This is a genomic window from Streptomyces sp. NPDC002309, assembly GCF_053593375.1.
Window position 1 is genome coordinate 29240 of the sequence record NZ_JBSFCI010000029.1, and the last position, 17673, is coordinate 46912.

At 67.7% G+C, this 17673-nt stretch carries 11 protein-coding genes and 2 pseudogenes; 8 read left to right on the plus strand and 5 right to left on the minus strand.

The window, feature by feature from the left end; translation table 11 throughout:
• Positions 1-80: 80 nt before the first annotated feature.
• From ACWCPM_RS23820 to ACWCPM_RS23830, 3 genes are read right to left on the minus strand one after another with little or no spacing between them, the layout of a single operon-like run.
• Positions 81-1388, minus strand: a complete 1308-nt coding sequence (locus tag ACWCPM_RS23820) for a hypothetical protein (protein WP_450978266.1) — start codon at positions 1386-1388, stop codon at positions 81-83.
• Entirely contained in the window at positions 1385-1996 is a 612-nt protein-coding gene (locus tag ACWCPM_RS23825) for an RNA polymerase sigma factor (RefSeq protein ID WP_450978267.1), read from the minus strand. Before ACWCPM_RS23825 ends, ACWCPM_RS23820 begins: the two co-directional genes overlap by 4 nt.
• Positions 1993-2307: a hypothetical protein gene (locus ACWCPM_RS23830; RefSeq protein ID WP_450978268.1), complete on the minus strand. Its 315-nt coding sequence runs from the start codon at positions 2305-2307 to the stop codon at positions 1993-1995. The genes ACWCPM_RS23825 and ACWCPM_RS23830 overlap by 4 nt, the downstream gene beginning before the upstream one ends.
• Before the next feature lie 605 nt (positions 2308-2912).
• Between ACWCPM_RS23830 and ACWCPM_RS23835 the strand changes: the two genes are divergently transcribed.
• The 3 genes from ACWCPM_RS23835 (at position 2913) to ACWCPM_RS23845 (ending at position 8340) form a co-directional block, all read left to right on the plus strand.
• Entirely contained in the window at positions 2913-3083 is a 171-nt protein-coding gene (locus ACWCPM_RS23835; RefSeq protein ID WP_450978269.1) for a hypothetical protein, read from the plus strand.
• Entirely contained in the window at positions 3080-3721 is a 642-nt protein-coding gene (locus ACWCPM_RS23840; protein ID WP_450978270.1) for a hypothetical protein, read from the plus strand. The genes ACWCPM_RS23835 and ACWCPM_RS23840 overlap by 4 nt, the downstream gene beginning before the upstream one ends.
• A 947-nt stretch (positions 3722-4668) precedes the next feature.
• Complete coding sequence (locus ACWCPM_RS23845; RefSeq protein WP_450978271.1) at positions 4669-8340, plus strand: tetratricopeptide repeat protein; 3672 nt, start codon at positions 4669-4671, stop codon at positions 8338-8340.
• A 126-nt stretch (positions 8341-8466) separates the two neighbouring features.
• Here ACWCPM_RS23845 and ACWCPM_RS23850 read toward each other — a convergent pair whose 3' ends face one another.
• Positions 8467-9378 carry a transposase family protein gene (locus ACWCPM_RS23850; RefSeq protein ID WP_450978272.1) on the minus strand — a complete coding sequence of 304 codons (912 nt, stop codon included), beginning with the start codon at positions 9376-9378 and terminating at the stop codon, positions 8467-8469.
• A gap of 153 nt (positions 9379-9531) precedes the next feature.
• On the opposite strand from ACWCPM_RS23850, the gene ACWCPM_RS23855 reads away from it, so the two are divergent.
• From ACWCPM_RS23855 to ACWCPM_RS23865, 3 genes and pseudogenes are all read left to right on the plus strand, one after another.
• Positions 9532-11532 carry an ATP-dependent nuclease gene (locus ACWCPM_RS23855; RefSeq protein WP_450978273.1) on the plus strand — a complete coding sequence of 667 codons (2001 nt, stop codon included), beginning with the start codon at positions 9532-9534 and terminating at the stop codon, positions 11530-11532.
• Positions 11532-13430: an ATP-dependent helicase gene (locus ACWCPM_RS23860; protein ID WP_450978274.1), complete on the plus strand. Its 1899-nt coding sequence runs from the start codon at positions 11532-11534 to the stop codon at positions 13428-13430. The genes ACWCPM_RS23855 and ACWCPM_RS23860 overlap by 1 nt, the downstream gene beginning before the upstream one ends.
• Before the next feature lie 215 nt (positions 13431-13645).
• Positions 13646-13804 (plus strand): annotated as a pseudogene (locus ACWCPM_RS23865) (transposase family protein); the annotation flags it as partial.
• Positions 13805-14112: 308 nt separating this feature from the next.
• On the opposite strand, the gene ACWCPM_RS23870 reads toward ACWCPM_RS23865, so the two are convergent.
• Positions 14113-15210 carry a hypothetical protein gene (locus ACWCPM_RS23870; RefSeq protein ID WP_450978275.1) on the minus strand — a complete coding sequence of 366 codons (1098 nt, stop codon included), beginning with the start codon at positions 15208-15210 and terminating at the stop codon, positions 14113-14115.
• Positions 15211-15764: 554 nt separating this feature from the next.
• On the opposite strand from ACWCPM_RS23870, the pseudogene ACWCPM_RS23875 reads away from it, so the two are divergent.
• Positions 15765-15998 (plus strand): annotated as a pseudogene (locus ACWCPM_RS23875) (zinc-ribbon domain-containing protein); the annotation flags it as partial.
• A gap of 18 nt (positions 15999-16016) precedes the next feature.
• Positions 16017-17327 (plus strand): zinc-ribbon domain-containing protein, encoded by a 1311-nt coding sequence (locus ACWCPM_RS23880; RefSeq protein ID WP_450978319.1) that lies wholly within the window; start codon positions 16017-16019, stop codon positions 17325-17327.
• Positions 17328-17673 lie beyond the last annotated feature (346 nt).

A 17673-nucleotide genomic window follows, 5' to 3' on the forward strand; every position in this document is an offset into this window, starting at 1 on the left:
AGGGCTCCTGCATCTCCTGCACCATGACGTTGCGGCCGTATTCGTTTCGCTCGTAGCCCCTAGAGAATGCACCACGTGCTTCACCGGCCTGCCGCACGCGTCGCCTCCTCCGCGTCGGCAGTGTCTGACGTGCTGCTGTCCGCTCCTTCCTCGGCACAGCCCAAGGCGAGGCGATAAACCGTGCGAACTCCTCCGTCTTGCTGCACGCAAGCGGCGGCATAAGCCGCCAAGAGAAGTTCATCCACCCAGGCCGCAGCGCACCTGGTGAGGCTCTTGAAGCTCGCCAAATACGCGGCGTTGTCTGCAGCCCGGGAGACGAGCACCGGCCCAACGACGAAGCGAGCTGCGGAAGTGCTCTCCTGCTGCGGATGCCAGTCGTCTGCGACCGTCAGCGTTGCGCCCTCGCTGCAGCCCACCCACAGGACGCCCGAAACAGCCGGGCGCGTCCCGGACGTCCACAGGGGACGCCGGACGTCACTTACGTCCGCAGGCAAGGAACGCTCCGGCAGGTGGTCCGAAACGGCGGTGCAGAACTCGCCGGCGGCATACAGCCATGCCTGCCGACTGTCCACGCCCGCCTCATCCAGGGAAGCGTTCAGCATGCGTACCCCGCCACGCGCCCGGTTCGACCCGTCGACGACCTTCCGGCGTGCTTCCGCACCGGTCTGAGCGGCCTGGACGAGAGCTTCGTCGACAATCTGCTGCGCCTGACGGCGTGCCTCGTCCAGGAGAGTCTCGGCTGCCCAGCGGGCCTGCTCCTGGATCTGCTTGGTCTCCTGCTGTACCTGCTGTGCCTCACAGAGCAGCCTCGCGACCGCACGGCGCTTCTTCTCAAGCCCCAGCTTGGAGTCCAACTGTTCCCGCAGGGCCTTTTGCCGTGCTTCGGCAAGCAGGTCCTCGGCTGCCGAGCGGGCCTCCTCGGTGATCTGCCTCGCCTGTTCCCGGGCAGATGCCGTCACGTCCAGGCAATCCAGGACCGCGGCCCACTTCTCGGAGCCACCGCCGGCCGGGGTAGGCGATGGGATCGTCGCGCTCGGAGCCGGGCCGGAGAAGTCGACGGCCGTGGCCCGACCGACAGCAGGGCTGGCCGGCTGGCTGGCATCGATCTCATCGAGGGCCTCCTCGGCACCGGGGACGCTGTGGTCGGCGGCCACGCGCAGCCACCGCTTCGCCGCGACGTAGTTGCCGCGCCGGTGGTACTCGTGGCCCAGCGCGTACGCCTCGTGGCCCAGCACCGCTGCATCGGCCTGTGCCTGCAGCCGGGCCTGCTCGTGCGGGCTGTGGTCCTTCAGCCGCCGCATCACGGCGGCGAAGCCGTCCGCCTTCTCGGCCGGGCTCAGGGTGAGGGGCTCGTGCTGCTTACCGTCGTGTTCCTGTCCGAAGTTCACCGGTGCACCTCCTTCGCCGTCCCGGCGGTCTCGTAGCCGTCCAGGCGTGGTGACTGCCGCAGTTTGCGCAGTGCCGTCTTCAGGATCTTCTTCATGTTGTCGATGCCGGTCCCCAGGACCTCGGCGCACTGCGCTACCGGCAGATCGGCCACGTACCGCAACAGCAGGGCCTGCCGCTCGCGCTCGGCCAGCCCGGCCAACGCCGCGCCGAGATCGACGCGCTGGACGACGTCCGCGAGCTCGTCGCGGGAGCCCCCGTCGGCCGCGGCCTCGGCGAGTTCATGGGCCTCTACGGTCAGGACCCGCCCGTTCCGGCGGAGATGATCGTTCAGGCGGCAGCGGGCGATCTGATACAGCGTCGCCACCGGCTTGGGATGCTCGGGATTCTCCGGCCACCAGGTGAAGAACTCCTCGAAGACCTGGTCGAGGATCAGCTTGCCGTCGTCCCGGCCGGCCTTGCGGGCCAGGAACCTGAACGCCCTGTCCACCTGCGCTTCGTAGAAGGCGGCGAGCGCCGCCTCGTCGACCACCGGGATACCGGCGCTCGGCCCGCAGGGCCCGGCCACGTCCCGGCCGAGCCCCGCTCCTGAAGGGTCTTGCACGGTCACCGGCGCCGCCTGGCTGCGACCGTACGGCCGTCCACCGGCGCCCCGCGCCCGGCAGACGCCTCCGGGCGAGGCACCGCATCGGACCGGGTACCCGTCAACGACCACACCCCGGCCACACCGCGGTGCACCTGGACCTCCCGCTCGCCCCCGGCGACCTCCGCCACCATCTCGGCCAGCAGCTCCTGCTCCCGCTCGCGGCGCTTCTCGCGGGCCAGCTGCACCCGTCTCCACTCGCGCGCCCCGATGGCGACCAGCGTGACCAGGAGGACGATCACCCCCTCGGGCATCAGCATCTCCTGCACCGACTTCACCGCCCCGTTCCTCGACTCACTTGCCCTTCCACCGTGTTCATCGCACCAGCAGCCCGCGGCGGGTACCGAAGATTCCAGGATCTTTTAAGCGGCCATGCACCGGCCCCGGCCGAACAGCCCTCGCGTCCCGCTCCCGGCCGCGGTCTGCTCACGCAGAGTGCGGATCCAGTCGCCGAAACCGGCCCCACCACTCTCGCCCCCGGGAATCCGGGAAACGTACGGATCGGCCCGAGCACGTTCGACGTCGGCGTCTACACCGTCATCCTCGACACCGTCACCCGGCGGGCGTTCCCGGCACGCCTGGAAGCGGCGGCCGGGAGTACCCGTTTGCGAACCGGTTCCGGTCCCTCGGGCCGGTGCCGCCGACCGGTCACCGGCGTCGTCTCCGGCAGGCCGGGGACGGACGACCTGCGGCGCGGGCAGCGAGGTGACCAGGGCGAGCCACTGCGCCTCGGTGCCCGTGGGCCCAGCGGCGCGTGCCCATGCGGCCGCGTAGCCCCCGCCGACACCCGGGGCCCGCGAGGTTTTTCCCGTTCCCGCCCGGCCGGTGTGACCAGATAGAAGCGTCGCCCCCACCCCGGGGCCGGCACGAAAGGAGTCCAACCGTGAACGGAACGCGACGGCCCGGGCCGGATGCCGCCCGCCGGGTCCTGCTGTGGCTGCTGGTGACTGCCGCCGCCGTGCTGGCCGCCCAGAGCCAGCAGTGGACCAGCGCCGTCACCACGGCGACCGCCGTCTACGCCATCGCCGGCCCGGACCGCAGGAGCCGACTGTGACCCGCACCCCGCCCACTGCCGCGGAACTCGCCCTGGTCGCCGAGGTCAGCCGCTGCGGACTGACCGTCACCCCCCACCAGCTCGAACGCTGGCGCGCCAAGCGCTGGCTGGCCCCGGCCGACCAGTGGACCGACTCCGCAACCAGCGCGCTGCGCCCCGACATCGTCCACCGAGCCGCATGGCTCGCCGCCCTGTCCAGGCCAGGCCGCGGCATCAGCTGGATCGGCTGGACGTTCTGGGCGATCGACGGCACCGAACAGACCGCCGCAATGCTGCGCCAGGCTCTGATCCGGACCATCCAACTGCCCCTGCGCCGGGCGGGCATCACCCTGGCGCAGATCCCGCAGGGCGACAGTGACACCGCTTTCGAAGCCCGCCAGGACCTCGCCGAGCGGATGCTGCAGGGGCGGCGAGCCATCGGACGGGACCTGGACGGCCTCCTGCGCGACTACGCACGCACCGCAGGCATCCCCCTGCCCGAACCCCGCACGGTGTCCAGCCCCTTCGACGCCACGCTGATCGGCGTCGGCGCCCGGCTGCTGACCGGCGGCATGGCCGACGTCAGCCCCGAAGAACTCACCGATGCCTGGCGCAGCGTGTGGACCGGCTCGCCCGAGCAGTGTGAAGTGCCGTCATAACGTCAGCGGCTACATGCTGCTTCTCTGACATGGCCGGATCCTCTGGATTTGCTGTGTGACCTGGTATAGCTGCCCTCGATCTACTGGCCTCCAGTGGCATGAGGCACTGACAGGAAGTGGCATCAGCCCAGGACAGCTTCATGGCACTTCCTACGGGGGGCCTGTTGAGGGTTGATCGCCTGGGTGCGTGCCGTAGGCGGCATCAGCGGCTCTGAGTCTCGGGGTGGTTCCGGCCGTGACGATCAAACACAAGGAAGCGTGGTTGGTGCCGGTGTCGGATTCGCCACCCAGCCCGAGGGGCCGTTCGGCTCCGGTACCTCCGCATGCCGGAGAGGTCACGGTTTCGCTGTCCGGGGGAACTGTTCGGTGGCTGAGGCGCGCAGCGTTTTGCCGGAACAGACAGTTCCACTGCATGCCATTCCGGCGGACGGGTGTAGCGATTCGTTGGCTGGCGGCGCTCTACTGGATTTCGTCTGCCGGACGCTGCCTTGCGCGATGGAACATCCCCGCGGCAGAAGGCAAGGGCCCGCAGACGCGGATGGGTCTGCGGGCCCCTCTGTCAGAGCAGGCTGCGTAGCTGATCGAGGAGGAAGCGTACGAGGGTGGATACGACGGCGCCCAGGGCGATGTTGCGCACTTCGTTGGAATGCGAGCCCGGGCGTGGCGTGCGCCGATTGCGCGGCATGGTTGGGTCCTGACGTTGTAGGAGAGGGGAGCTGGCCGGCCTGCTCACCATGCTCAGGAACGCTGAAGGCCCTACGCTGAAATGCGATGGCGCCCGTGTGCTGGTCACAGATTGCTGAGTTCAGAGGCACGCCGCGTCCCCTTCCGGACACGATGGTGCGATGAACGGCGACGGGACACGGGCAGGGCAGAGCCAAGGAGCTGTTGCAAAGCGAGGAAGCGGCAAACGGCTCATCTCACGGCCGGCGGTGGCACCAGGTCCCTTGCGTGCCCTGAAGGACCTGATCTACGGGGCGTACGTGGCCGCCGGCGCGCCGACGCTCGACACGATGGCGCTGTCCGTAGCCGAGGACGATGCATTGCATGCTTGTCCGTCCCGCGACACGATCAACCGTTTGATTGGCGAGGTTGCGACAGCCGGCAAACAGGCGGACGTCGTGGCGCTCGTTTCGGTGCTGACGCGGATGGCCGGCGGAGTCGTGGAACAAGCCGCCGAGGAAGCAGCTTTGCTGTGGACCCGAGCACAGCTTGCGGAACCGCTCGGCCGCCCCATCACCGAGGTCGATCCCTACACCCTCGAAGTCCATCGAGCGATCACTCTGCGGGGCGCCAGCGGCCTGCCTAACTACGTGGAACGAGGCCATGACCGGGAGCTGCGCCGACTGGTTGGCGAGGCGCTGCACGGCGTCAGTCAACTTGCCCTGCTGGTTGGCACATCGTCCACGGGGAAGACCCGGGCCTGCTACGAAGCAGTCCGAAACCTCCCTCCGGACTGGAGAGTGTGGCACCCCATCGACCCGGAAAGGCCCAGGGCTGCACTGGCCGCATTCGACCAGGTGGGCCCCAAGACCGTGGTCTGGCTCAACGAAGCCCACCACTACCTCCTGCACCGAGAGCACGGCGAGTCCATTGCCGCAGGCCTGCGCACTCTCCTGTCAGACGATACGAGGGCTCCGGTCCTTGTCCTTGGCACTATCTGGCCCGGCCCCGGATACTTCGACGACCTACGCAGTACACCCTCTCCTGGACAGGCGGACCCGCATGCCCAAGCACGCGTCCTTCTGTCCGGACGAGCCATTCACGTTCCGGCAGCCTTCTCCTCTTCCGAGGTCGACTTACTCAAAGAGTCACCGGATCCACGTCTTGTGGCCGCTGCCGCCTCGGCCCAAGACGGGATGATCACCCAGTACCTGGCAGCGGCCTTCGAATTGATCGACATCTACAACACGGCACCCCCTGGCAACAGAGCTCTCCTCAATGCTGCGATCGACGCACGCAGGCTCGGCCACCCGATCGGCCTCCCGCTGCCCTTCCTTGCCGCGGCGGCTGAGGGATACCTGACTGACAGCGAGTGGGAGCTTTTGCCGGACAACTGGCTGGAACAGGCACTGAACCAGCTCACCAATCCCATCAAAGGAGCGTTAGGCCCTCTACACCCGCAAAAGCGCCCGCGCGGCTCCACCGCGCAGGCAGGCCAGGTTCCGGGACAGACCTATCGACTCGCTGACTTTCTTGCCGACCATGGTCGAGCTCAACGCCGCTTGGAACGGATTCCTCCACTGTTCTGGCAAGCCGCCGAGCACCACTGCGGGGACGACGGCGCGCACGCCCTTGCATCAGCCGCGGCGGACCGCGGGTTCGCAGAGATTGCCTGCCGCCTGTGGGCCTCAGCCGACGCCTATTGGGAGGTGGCGGGCGCGCTGACAGAGATGAAGCGACTGGACGAGGCTCTGCCTTGGTACGAGCGTGCCGCAGCGGAGGGAAATACTCGCGCCCTCCGTACCGTCGGCAACCGCCTCGTTGAGGCGGGACGCCCGGACGAAGCCCTGAACTGGTACGAACGGGCTGCCGCCGGCGGAAACGCGGATGCTCTCCTGGAGGCGGGTGACCAACTCGCCCAGCAAGGCCAACTGGACCAGGCCCTGCTCCGATTCGAAGGGGCAGCCGCCGGCGGAATCGACGACGCACTCTTGATGGCAGCCGGTCACCTTCTTGCCGCGGGGCGGCCGGAGGAGGCACTGACCTGGTACGAGCGGGCGGCTGCCGACGAGAGCCCGAAACCTCTGCGATGGGCCGCAACAGATCTGACCAGCGCCGGATACCGCGACGAGGCAGTGGTCTGGTATGCGCGGGCTGCCGCTGCGCAATCGACACCAAGCGCGTATCGCTGGGCGGCCGACCGCATGGTGAAGGCGGACCATCTTGATCAGGCTCTCGTCCGGTACCAGCATGCGGCCAACGCCGGCGACAGCGAGTCGCTGCTCATAGCGGGCGACCGACTGGCAGATGCCGACCGCCTGGACGAGGCTGTGCTGTGGTATGAGCGTGCAGCTCAGGCCGGTGACGTGAAAGCCCTTCGCTGGGCGGCCCGCCAGCTGGTGACGGCAGGCCGAGGAGACGAGGCCCTGCTCTGTCTGGAACGGGCGGCCGATCTCGGCGATGAGGACGCTGTACGTCTCGCAGGCGATCAGCTCGCGGAAGCCGGACGACTGGATGCGGCTTTGGTCTGGTACGGGCGAGCTGCCGATGCAGATGACGCCGAGGCACTGCGCAGTGCTGTCGATCGGTTGACACGCGCGGGGCGCCTAGCCGACGCCATGTCCTGGTACGAGCGGGCCGCCACCCGGTGGGGCTCGCACTATCTCCGCCTGGCCGGTGACCGCCTGGTTGAGGCAGGGCGTCTGGACCAGGCGCTCGAATGGTTCGATCGAGCCGCCAGAAACGGCGACGCGGAGGCCCGGCACAGTGCCGCATACCGGCTGATAGGCGAGGGGCGTCTGGATGAGGCACTGGAATGGTTTGAGCTTGCCGCTGACCAGGGTGACGCGCGGGCATTCCTGCTGGCAGGCGATCAGCTTGCGCAAGCCGACCGTCTGGATGAGGCCCTGCTCTGGTACGGGCGGGCAGCCCAAGCGGGGGGAGTGGCTGCGGGAGATGGCCACGTCCTGACTGCGGTCGCTGACCAACTTGTCGACGGCGGCCGACTCGACGAAGCGCTGCAGTGGTACGAGAGGGCAGCTGACTTCGGCGACGAGGACGCGCTTCTGGCTGCGGGCGACCGGCTGGCGGAGGCAAATCGTCTGGACGAGGCGTTGCCGTGGTTCACTTGCGCAGCAGAGGCGGGGGACACCGATGCGCTGCGCTGCGCAGCCGCTCAGCTGGTCGAGGCGGGCCGTATTGACGAGGCGCTGGAGTGGTTCACCCGCGCAGCAGAGGGGGGTGATACCGACGCCCTCTACTGGGCAGCCAGTGCGCTGGCCTCCGTGAACCGTTGGAAAGCAGCAGAGAGCTGGTTCGAGCGTGCTGCTGCTTGCTGTGGCCCTGATGCTCTGGAGTCAGCGGCAAAGACGCTTGCGGCAGCCCACCGTCTGGAAGACGCTCTGGCATGGGCAGAGCTGGCAGTGGGCGAGGGCAACACCAAGGTGCTCCGGTGGGCCGCAGACCAGTTGGTGGTGGCAAATCGTTTGGACGAGGCGCTGGCCTGGTACGAACGCGCAGCCTCCCACGGAGACGCGAACGCGGCGAGGAAGGCCGCGCATGAACTGTGGAATGCGGCGCGTTTTGGCGAAGCGCAGCTTTGGTTCGAACGTGCGGCTGCCGACGGGAGCAACACAGCGCTTCGCTGGGTGGCTGATCGGCTCGTGGTAGCGGGGCGTTTGGACGAGGCGCTCCCCTGGTACGAACGCGCAGCCGTCAATGGCGATCTCGATGCCATGCAGGTAGCAGTTGGTCAATTGGTCATGACAGAGCGGAAGGCGGAGGCGCTGGCCTGGCTATGGCGTGCTGCCGATGCGGGGGTGGGTTTGGGCACCGGCTGGTTCCCTACTCTGCGTCAAAGGCTCCTCGGGGACCAAGACGATCTTCTACTGCGCTACGGGCGGGACGCAACCGGGTACCTCTCTCAGGCCTGGCAGATGGACCCTGCCAAGAGTTGATAGGCAAGACCGCCCGCGCCAGGGGCGAACACGTCCCGACCAGCCAGAAGATCATTTACGGGACAGCCCTTACGAGCTCGTGCACGGTAGGCGGTGAGACGTCGCGAACTTCGGTGTGACCCCGGTTCACGTCTGCCGTGTCGGCTCCAGGTCCATGGCCTGCTGGTGGGACAGCAAGCCAGCAATTGCTTGGATGGTGTCGCTCATATGCTCGCGGCGGCCGAGGTGGCGGGCCAGGGCCCGCCAATTCTTCAAATGCGCGATGCCGTGCTCGACACGGATACGGCGCGAAGAGTGTGCCTTGCGCTGGCGCTCGTAGACCTCCTCGTACCAGTCCGGTGCGTTCTTCTTGAACTTGCGGTGCGGTGGTGTCACCACCCGTCCGCCGGTCTGAGCACCCAGCCCCTGGTAGCCGGCGTCGGCAAGAATCTCAACTGCGGGCCCGTCGGCCAGGAGGCTGACCAGCCCCAACTGGCGGGCTTGGGTGATGTCCGCGCAGCTTGCGGGCTGTGCTGGGCTGCACCACAGCACGTGGCCTTTGCCGTCCGTGACCACCATGGACTTGACGGCGTTCTGCTTGTTCTTGCCGGAGATGAACTTGTCGCGGTCCTGGCGTCCGGCGGACGGGCGGCGAACCCGGATCTCGGTGCCGTCGACGATGCCGGTCTTCCCGCTCGAGCCGAGATGGTCGAGGACCTCGGCCAGAGACCGCAACCGCACGTCGGGGCTGACGGTGCACCCTCGCTCGGCGAGCAGGGGCCGCACTTCACCGATAGCCCGGGTGATGGTGGAGCGGTCCACGCCGAACCAGCAGGCCAGCACGTCATGGGTGACCCCGTGGCGAAGATGGACGAGGGTGGCCAAGAGCCGGTCGACGAAAACCAGCCGGTACTTCGCGCCCGCGCCCACCGCCCGCTTACGCGGGCGAGCGGCAAGCCTCGCTTGGTGACGCTCCTCCCACAACGGGCCCACCTCTTGGACGAGTTCAGCAACCACTCCGGCAGCCAGACCCGTGATCCGCCGATTGCTGATGATCACCGCACGCGTCGAGTTCCCCACCACCCAACCATGATCAACCATCCGGGACCGACGTCTCACCGCCTACCGTGCACGAGCTCGTTAGGCTGGTGCGTCCGCAGATGGGGCGCCAGGAACGCGTGGGGCGGGGCCCGTGTACGGGGGAGGGGAACGATGCGCCTTTCAAAGGTCAGGATCGCCAATTTTCGGAACTTCCGAGATCTTGTGATTGACCCTTTCCCGACTCCTGCGGTGATCGTGGGGGAGAACGGGGTCGGTAAGAGCAACCTGCTGTATGCCTTGCGCCTGGTCCTCGACCCAGACCTGTCCAACCGGTGGCGCAGGCTCCAGGCCGACGACGTCCACGACAGTGCGCCGGCGTTGTCTCAAGGCGTCGACGTCAGGATCGAAGTCGAACTTGCCGACTTCGATAATGATGACGACGCCATCGCGACCCTCGACGGCGCGATCATCACCGAGGACGGGCAGCCCCGCATCGCCCGCCTGACCTACCTGTTCCAGCCCAAGCTGGCAGTTGGCACAGTCTTCGGCGCCCAGCCCAGCCAGCCACTGACCCCCGACGACTACTCCTGGACCATCTACGGCGGCGACGATGCGGGCGTCGACATGCGCCACGCCAAGGACTACATCCCGCTGTCCGTGCTGCCCGCCCTGCGCGACGCCGAAGGCGACTTCTCCCGCGCCGACCGCAGCCCCCTGGTGCGGCTGCTGCGCGAGCGGCCTCCGGCCCCCGACATCGTCGCCTCCACCCTGGACGCCCTGAAACAGGCTCGCAACCAGCTGACCCAGGACGGATCCATGCAGCAGGCGGTAGACGAACTCGCCTCCCGCCTGGCTGCTATGACCGGCCCCCAACTGCCGCTGACCCCTTCGCTGGACTTCGCCGGCCGGGAAGACGACCTGATCCGCAGCGTCCAGCTTCTGATCGACCCGAGCAGCAGCCGCGGCATCCAGCACACCTCTACCGGCACCGCCAACGTCGTCTACCTGGCCCTGCTGCTCGAACGGCTGAAACTGCGCCGCCAGGCCAGCGACGGCGAGGACACACTCCTGGCCGTGGAAGAGCCCGAGGCCCACCTCCACCCCAGCTTGCAGCGCAAGGTGTTCGCCCACCTGCTGCACGAGCCCAACCGGCTGCTGCTGACCACCCACAGCCCGCACATCGCCGCCGTCACCCCGCTGTCCAGCATCGTGCTGACCAGCAGCCAGGGCGAGCACACCGTCGGCTCCGTGGTACCGCCCGGCGTACTCACCGACGCCGAGACGGCCGACCTCGAGCGCTACATCAACGTCACTCGCGCCGAGATCCTCTTCGCCCGGGGCACCGTTCTGGTCGAGGGCGCAGCCGACGCCTACCTGCTGCCCGCCCTCGCCGAGGCAGCCGGCTTCCACCTGGACGATCACGGCATCGTCGTCTCCAGCGTCGAAGGCACCGACTTCGCCCCCTACGCCACCCTGCTGGGTCCCCGGGCGCTGCGGCGCCCGCACTGGATCCTCACCGACGGCGACGCCGCCGACGGCGAGCACCGCTACCAGAAGGAACCTGGCCTGTGGAGGGCCCGCGACCTGGCGCGCATCGCACACGAAGACGTCCTACACCAGGAAATCGACCAAGGCATCGACACGATCACAGTCCAGGACCTGCCCGAGCGCGGCGTACGCGCCGGCCGACAGCAGGTAGTGACCGCCGCGACCCAGGTGGGCGTTTACGTCGGCGACCACACGCTGGAACCCGACGTCGCTCCTTTGCTGCACCCCGAAATGGCCGAGGCCTACTGCGCCTTCCGGCAGCGCGAGAGCAGCCGGTCCGCCTTCCGTGAAGCCCTGGCGCCCTTTGAGGACGGCACCGCCACCGACCAGCAGCGCGACACCCTGGTGGACAAGATCGAGGCCATCGGCAAGGGCCGCTACGCCCAGCGGCTGGCTGCGCATGTCGCCCGCGCGACTGGCCTGCACGGCCGCGTCCTGGACCTGCTCGGCCGTACGGCAGGCCCCATCACCCACGATGACCTGCTGACGATCGAAGGCCCAGGAGCCATCCTCGCCCTGCTGGACGATCTCAGCTGCACCTTCCGCGGCCGGCCCCTGTTCCCCGCAACCTCCACCGCCCAACCCCTAGCACCACCAGCGGTCGCCTCACCGGACCACAGCTGATGACCGCCACCGACCAGCACACGCCTGCGACCGTGCCAGCTCTGCTGCCGCCCCCCCTGGCCGCCGAACTGGGCGCGCTACACCCCGATCAACGCGCCGCCGCCACCCATCACTCAAACATCGCCGTGCTCGCCGGCCCCGGCGCAGGCAAGACCCGAGCCCTCGTCGCCCGCGTCGGATTCCTGCTCACCACCACCAGCCGCCACCGCGGCGTCGCCGCTCTGACCTACACCGAAACAGCCGCCCACGAGACCACCGTTCGCCTGCACCACCTCGGACTGCACCCGGGCCGGCGCCTGTCCAGCACCACCGTGCACGCCTTCTGCCTGCACCACATCCTGCGCCCCTACGGCCGCCTCATCGGCGACCCGCTTCCCGAGGACCTCACCATCCCTGACGCGTCCGCCTGCACACAGCTGTGGGACGCCGCCGCTTACGAATCCGGCCTGGACGTCAACCCGAACAACCGGACCACGCTGGAACGCCTGCGCCGTCTGATCGCCGCAAGGGAGCCGATCGCTGACTACCCCCGCGAATACCAGCGCGCCGTGCGCCGCTACGAACAACTGCTCCGAGACAACAACACCCTCGACTTCGAGGCCATGACCATCCGTGCCCTCGACCTGCTGCGCGAAAGCCGCACCGCACGCGAGCAACTCGTGGCGCGCTTCCCGTACTTCGTCGTCGACGAATACCAAGATCTCGGACCCGTCCTGCACGCTCTGGTGATCACCTTGCTGGATGCCGGCATGGGCGTCACCGCCGTCGGCGACCCCGATCAGGTGCTCTACGCCTACCAGGGCGCTAGCCCCCGCTACCTCCAACAGCTCAGCGACCGATCCGACTTCCGAAGACTGCGCCTGCGCGTCAACTACCGCAGCGGCAGGGCCCTCGTTGCAGCCGGCCACGCAGTCCTTGGCGAAGACCGCGGTTACCACGCCGCTCCCACCCGCGACGACGCCGGCACCGTCACCATCCTCCACGCCGACGGCGACGAAGACGCCCATGCGTCCCGCACCGTCGAAGTCCTCACCAACCGCCTGGCAACCGGCACACCGCCAGAAGACATCGCCGTCCTCTACCGCTCCAAAGGCCCCCTGCTCAACGCCCTGACCGCCGCCATCCGGGCCGCGCAGATCCCCCTCGACAGCGAAAAACAGCGCCGCCGTCCCAGCGGCCCCCTCGCGGACCTGATCGCAGCCTGCACCACGCGGCGACTGACCGGGCCCCTGCCCGGCCCCACCACCACAGACCTCGCAGCACCGCGCCGCAGAACAGCCGGCATCGCCCCCGCCCGAACCCTTCGCGAGCTGGCCGCAACCTGGCACCGCCAACTCCAGCTGGCCCACAACAACGACCCGGCCGACACTCAGCGCACCCTGTCACGACGCCTGGCATCGCTCCTGGACGCCCCCGACCGCGAAACCCCAGCCCACCCGGCGAGAATCTTCCTCGCCGCACTGTGGGACGCCTTGGGAGTCACCCACCTCGCCGATCACAGCCCCGACCAACGCGACCGGGACACGGCCCAGGCCCTGGCCGATCCCGGCGACCTCACCATGGCCGAACTCGCCGGAGGACAAATCCCCGGCCACATCGCCCTGACCACCTACCACAGCGCCAAGGGCCGCGAGTTCCGCATCGTCATCCTGCCCGGCCTCGTTGAAGGACTGCTCCCACGCCACTACCCCGGCAGGCCCCCCGCCCCCAAAGAGGTCGCTGACGCCCGCAGAGCCTTCTACGTCGCCCTCACCCGTGCCAGGGACGAAGCCGTCCTCATCGGAGGCAACCATTACACGATCCCTGCCAACAAGTGGTACCCCGCACGCCCACGAGACACCAAGCGCTCCAGATTCGTCGATGAAGTCGAAGCCCAACTGCCGGACACGCCCAACTGACCTACGCATGGCCGACAACCACGTATGCGGGGTCCGACGCCATGACAGGACCACCGGCGGGGCCGTGACCAGACCTGCCTGCGTGTCGACTGGTGACGGTTTCTGGGCCCACGAGCCTTCGCAGATCAACCGGGTGATCGATAGGTAGGACCGGGCTGCCTTCCCCTGTCCGCATGCGGACAGGCGGGGTGCTGTGGCTAACCGTGGTGTTCGAAGCGGCAGTTCGCACGCGCCGCCACGACACCCTCGCCCGCATCGCGGCCGGGTTCGGGATATCCGTCGGAACTGCCCACGCCTACGTCACCGCCGTCACCGGCCTGCTCGCCGAACTCGCTCCCGGCCTGCTCAAGATGCTGCGCGAGCACGATCCGGATCGACCCCGGCGGCCGGGCGCTGTACGACCCGCGCCCCGGCGACCCGGCCCGCTGGGACTGGGGCGCGACAGCCTCTGACCGCCCGCCTCCCAGGCGTAGTGCCGTACATCCCCACCGCTCCCAGGCAGGTCCTTCCGACAGCCTGCGGCGTCTGCCTGCCACCGCCCAGGCTGTGGCTCTCTGTCTTGCAGCGGCCTTGAGACCGTTTCGCCGATGCTGCCTGCCCGACGCCAACGGCATCGTGATGTCGGGCAGGCACATACCCAGTGGCGTGCGGTGAGGGAAACGGACCATAAGTTCTGCGGATTTCAGTTGTCGCACCAGGCGCTCATGTGGTCTGCGACGTGAGCGGTGTAGAGCGTGAGGGCGTCGCCGAGCAATCCTGCTTCACCTGCTGGGAAGTAGGCGTCCAGAAGGCCGTAGAGCGGCGCGTCAAAGGACAGGCGTTCCTGCACGTCATGCGCGGGGCGGTAGTGGACCAGGGTGTTCCTGAAACCTCTGTGCGTCTGAAGGATCAGGTTGCTCATCGGGGCGTCGAGGATGTCCTTCAGCAGTGCTCGGTCCGGCGAGCGGAGCCCGGCTCCGTACTCGTCGTGGAGTTTGCGGAGGCTGGAGAGGACGTGATGAAGGGTGATGTAGCGCAGCTTGAACAGCGTTGTCGCCGAGGCTGGGGTGATGTCGCCGGCGAGGAGGACGTCGATGGTGTTCAGTGCACAGGTCATGGCCGTCAGGGATGCCTTGATCTCCTCTGGGAGGGAGGGATCGAAGCTTCGGCGGTAGTGCTTCTCGGCACGCACCTCGTTCTCGGTGAGGTCCGTTTTCTGCATCGTGTCGAGGGCGCTCTGGCCTTTCCAGGGAAGTCCGTCTGCCGCCGCGCCGATGTAGCTGCCCTGTTCCACGGCTATGGCATGCAGCCTGGGGCCGAGATCGTCCTTGTTCTTGAAAGCCTGCGGAGGGAAGGCGAGGAAGAAGCTGGCTGTGTGAGAGGTCGAGACAAGCCTGCCGCGGAGGCGCCACAGGACAAGATCCCTCTCCAGCGGCCGCGCCAGTGGCAGCCACGTGTTGCCGAGGAATTCCTGACGGTGTTCCTCGATGATGCGCCGGAAGTCGGTGCCTACGTCGTCCAGTTCCTTGTACTTGTCGTCGTAGAGCTTGACCGAGTTCCGAGCACGCTCGATGGCGGGCGCATAGTCGTAGGCGAGGGCTTCCGCGAGGTCGGGAGCGACCTGAAGAAGTGCCCGGTGGGACTCGTGAATGATCAGGCACATGTAGTTGTGCATGCAGAAAATCGGGATGACAGCTTGGTCGGGGACAGCCGCCACACTGTGGGCGAAGCGTCGCAGGAACATGATGTCCTGGGCGATCAGTGCCAGGGCGATGTCGTTGCCGGGGGCTGTTGTTGTCACGGCCGCGCTCTTCTCCAGGTGCTGGGGCGAGGGTCGCCTCCTGTCGTACGGCGCCGGTCCAGACCCGGTGTCGGCAAGGGGCCCGGGCAGGTGCTGACGGCATCGTGTCAGCTGTCGACGCCGGGACACATCAGGTTTTGTCTCCGCCGACCAGCGCGGAGCCGGAAGGCAGTGCTGCCGGGGTGTGAACGGCCGCAGAGCCCGGAGCGGCGGCGGGGCCACTGCTGAGAGGCGGGGATGCCCCGGCGGCAGCATTACGGAGGCGTACTGCGGCGCCTTTCCGGTGCCGGAGCGCGGCCCGGTGGGTTCTGTGCGCTGTTCGCGTCAGCGGACTACTGGCGCGGCATCGGCAGGGTCGTCGGGCGGGTGACTGGGAGGTCGGGTGGGTGGTGGTCTTGTGCACGTGAGCGCCCTGGTGTCGGCGCGGGGGAAGAGCCGCGGTCCTAGCCGGGTGAGAGCCACGTTGTAGGGCGGTGCCGCCGAGCATGACGTGGTGAACGCTGCTGCCATTAGCGCAGCAGCTCTGTCAGTGCCGGGAGTTAACCTCCACGGTCATGACATCTGCACATCATTCCGGCGTCGACAGTCGCGAGGTGAGAGCGACTCGAGGAACCAGTCTCAGGGTGGCAAGGCCGCAGATCGCTGGGGAATGGCATCCGACCCGCAACGGTGACCTCACACCGGATGTGGTCGCAGCAGGGTCGAGCCGAAAGGCATGGTGGCTCGGCGTATGCGGCCACGAGTGGCAGAGTGTGATCCACACCAGGAGCAGTGGATGCGGATGTCCCTACTGCGGGAGCCGCAAAGTGGGATACGGCAATGATCTGGAAGCGCAGTTCCCCGAGGTCGCCGGCGAATGGCATCCCACCCGCAATGGTGACGTGCGTGCCGACCGCCTCGCTCCCAAGTCGAACCGGAAAGTCTGGTGGCTGGGATCGTGCGGCCACGAGTGGGAGGCAGTTGTAGCGAACCGCACAGCCAGGCGCTCTGGATGCCCGTACTGCGCCAATCAGAAGGTCGGGTACGGCAACGACCTTGCCACGAGGCACCCGGAACTCGCAGCTCAATGGCACCCCACCCGTAACGGAGACCTGACACCGCAGCAAATCCCTTACGGGGCACGGCGTAACGCATGGTGGCGCTGCGCCAGCGGCCACGAATGGCGCGCCATGGTCTTCAAACGGTCGGCCGGAAGCTCATGCGGCCAGTGCATCCTCATCGGAGTGTCCGAGGTGGAGCTGAGAGCCTTCGCTGAACTCCGCCACGTGCTGGAAGGCCACCTGGCGCCGCTCAGGCGTGACGCGCGCCTGGTCACGCCTCACAGGCAACGCCTACGGGTGGACATGATTCTCGGCGACGTTGCTGTGGAGTATGACGGTTCTTACTGGCACAAGAACACGGGCGCACGTGACCGGGAGAAGACGCAGCGGCTGCAACGTGCTGGCTACAAAGTGATCAGGGTGCGCGAGCAGCCGCTGGCCCTGACCGGACCCGGCGACACCGCAGCACCAAGGGCCGCGACGCCTTTTCAGGTGGCAGCGGCAGTGCTGCAGAAAATGATCGATGAGAACTTCCTCTCCACGGCGGCCGCGAGAGCAGAGGCCGCGACGTATATCGCCAGCGGTCGGCTCGTCGCCCGGGAAGAAGCGGACTGTGCCGTGAACGCGCTGCGCGCTCGGGACCTCGGAGCCAGATCGCTCGCAGCACAGTTCCCCCGCATCGCCGAGCAATGGCATCCGCACCGGAACGGCGAACTCACTCCGACACAGGTCACCCCTGGCTCCGGCAAAGAGGTGTGGTGGCTTTGCGCAGCCGGACATGCATGGCGCGCCAAGATCGACCAGCGTGTCGGCAAAGGAAACGGATGCGGCTTCTGCTCTGGCCGCTACGCCACCGAGACCACCTCGCTTGCGGCACAGAGACCGGATCTTGCCGCCCAGTGGCATCCGACGCTCAACGGGACCCTTCTGCCCGTGGAGGTGACGCCGCATAGCGGGCGGGTGGTGTGGTGGCTTTGCACGCAGGGACATGCTGCCAAAGATTCCGTGGCAAACCGGAGCAAGGGGATGGTCTGCCAGTACTGCCCTCGGTCACGCAGAGGCCGCAGCGCCTGCTGAAGGCATGGGCGTGTACGCGACCTCACAACGCCGGAGAATGCGTGTGATCAAGGCAGAGAGCGGTCTGGCCACGCTGCACTGTGGTCGGACCTGCGGTACAGGGCACGCCCGGACGGCCACGGCCGGAATCCTTCAGTCGATGCGCTGTGAGTGACGCCGACTGCGCCACCGCCAAGATTGCTCCCCTGGGGAAGCCGATCGGCTTCAACGCCTCCGCGGCGGGATGCACCTACTCGACACCAGCCTGTAGGAGCCCATCGACTGAACGTGGGCGCCACAAGGAGCTGGGGGAGGCGAGGCACAGCACGATCAACGGGCTGAAGGATCGTTCAACGATCCTGCGTCT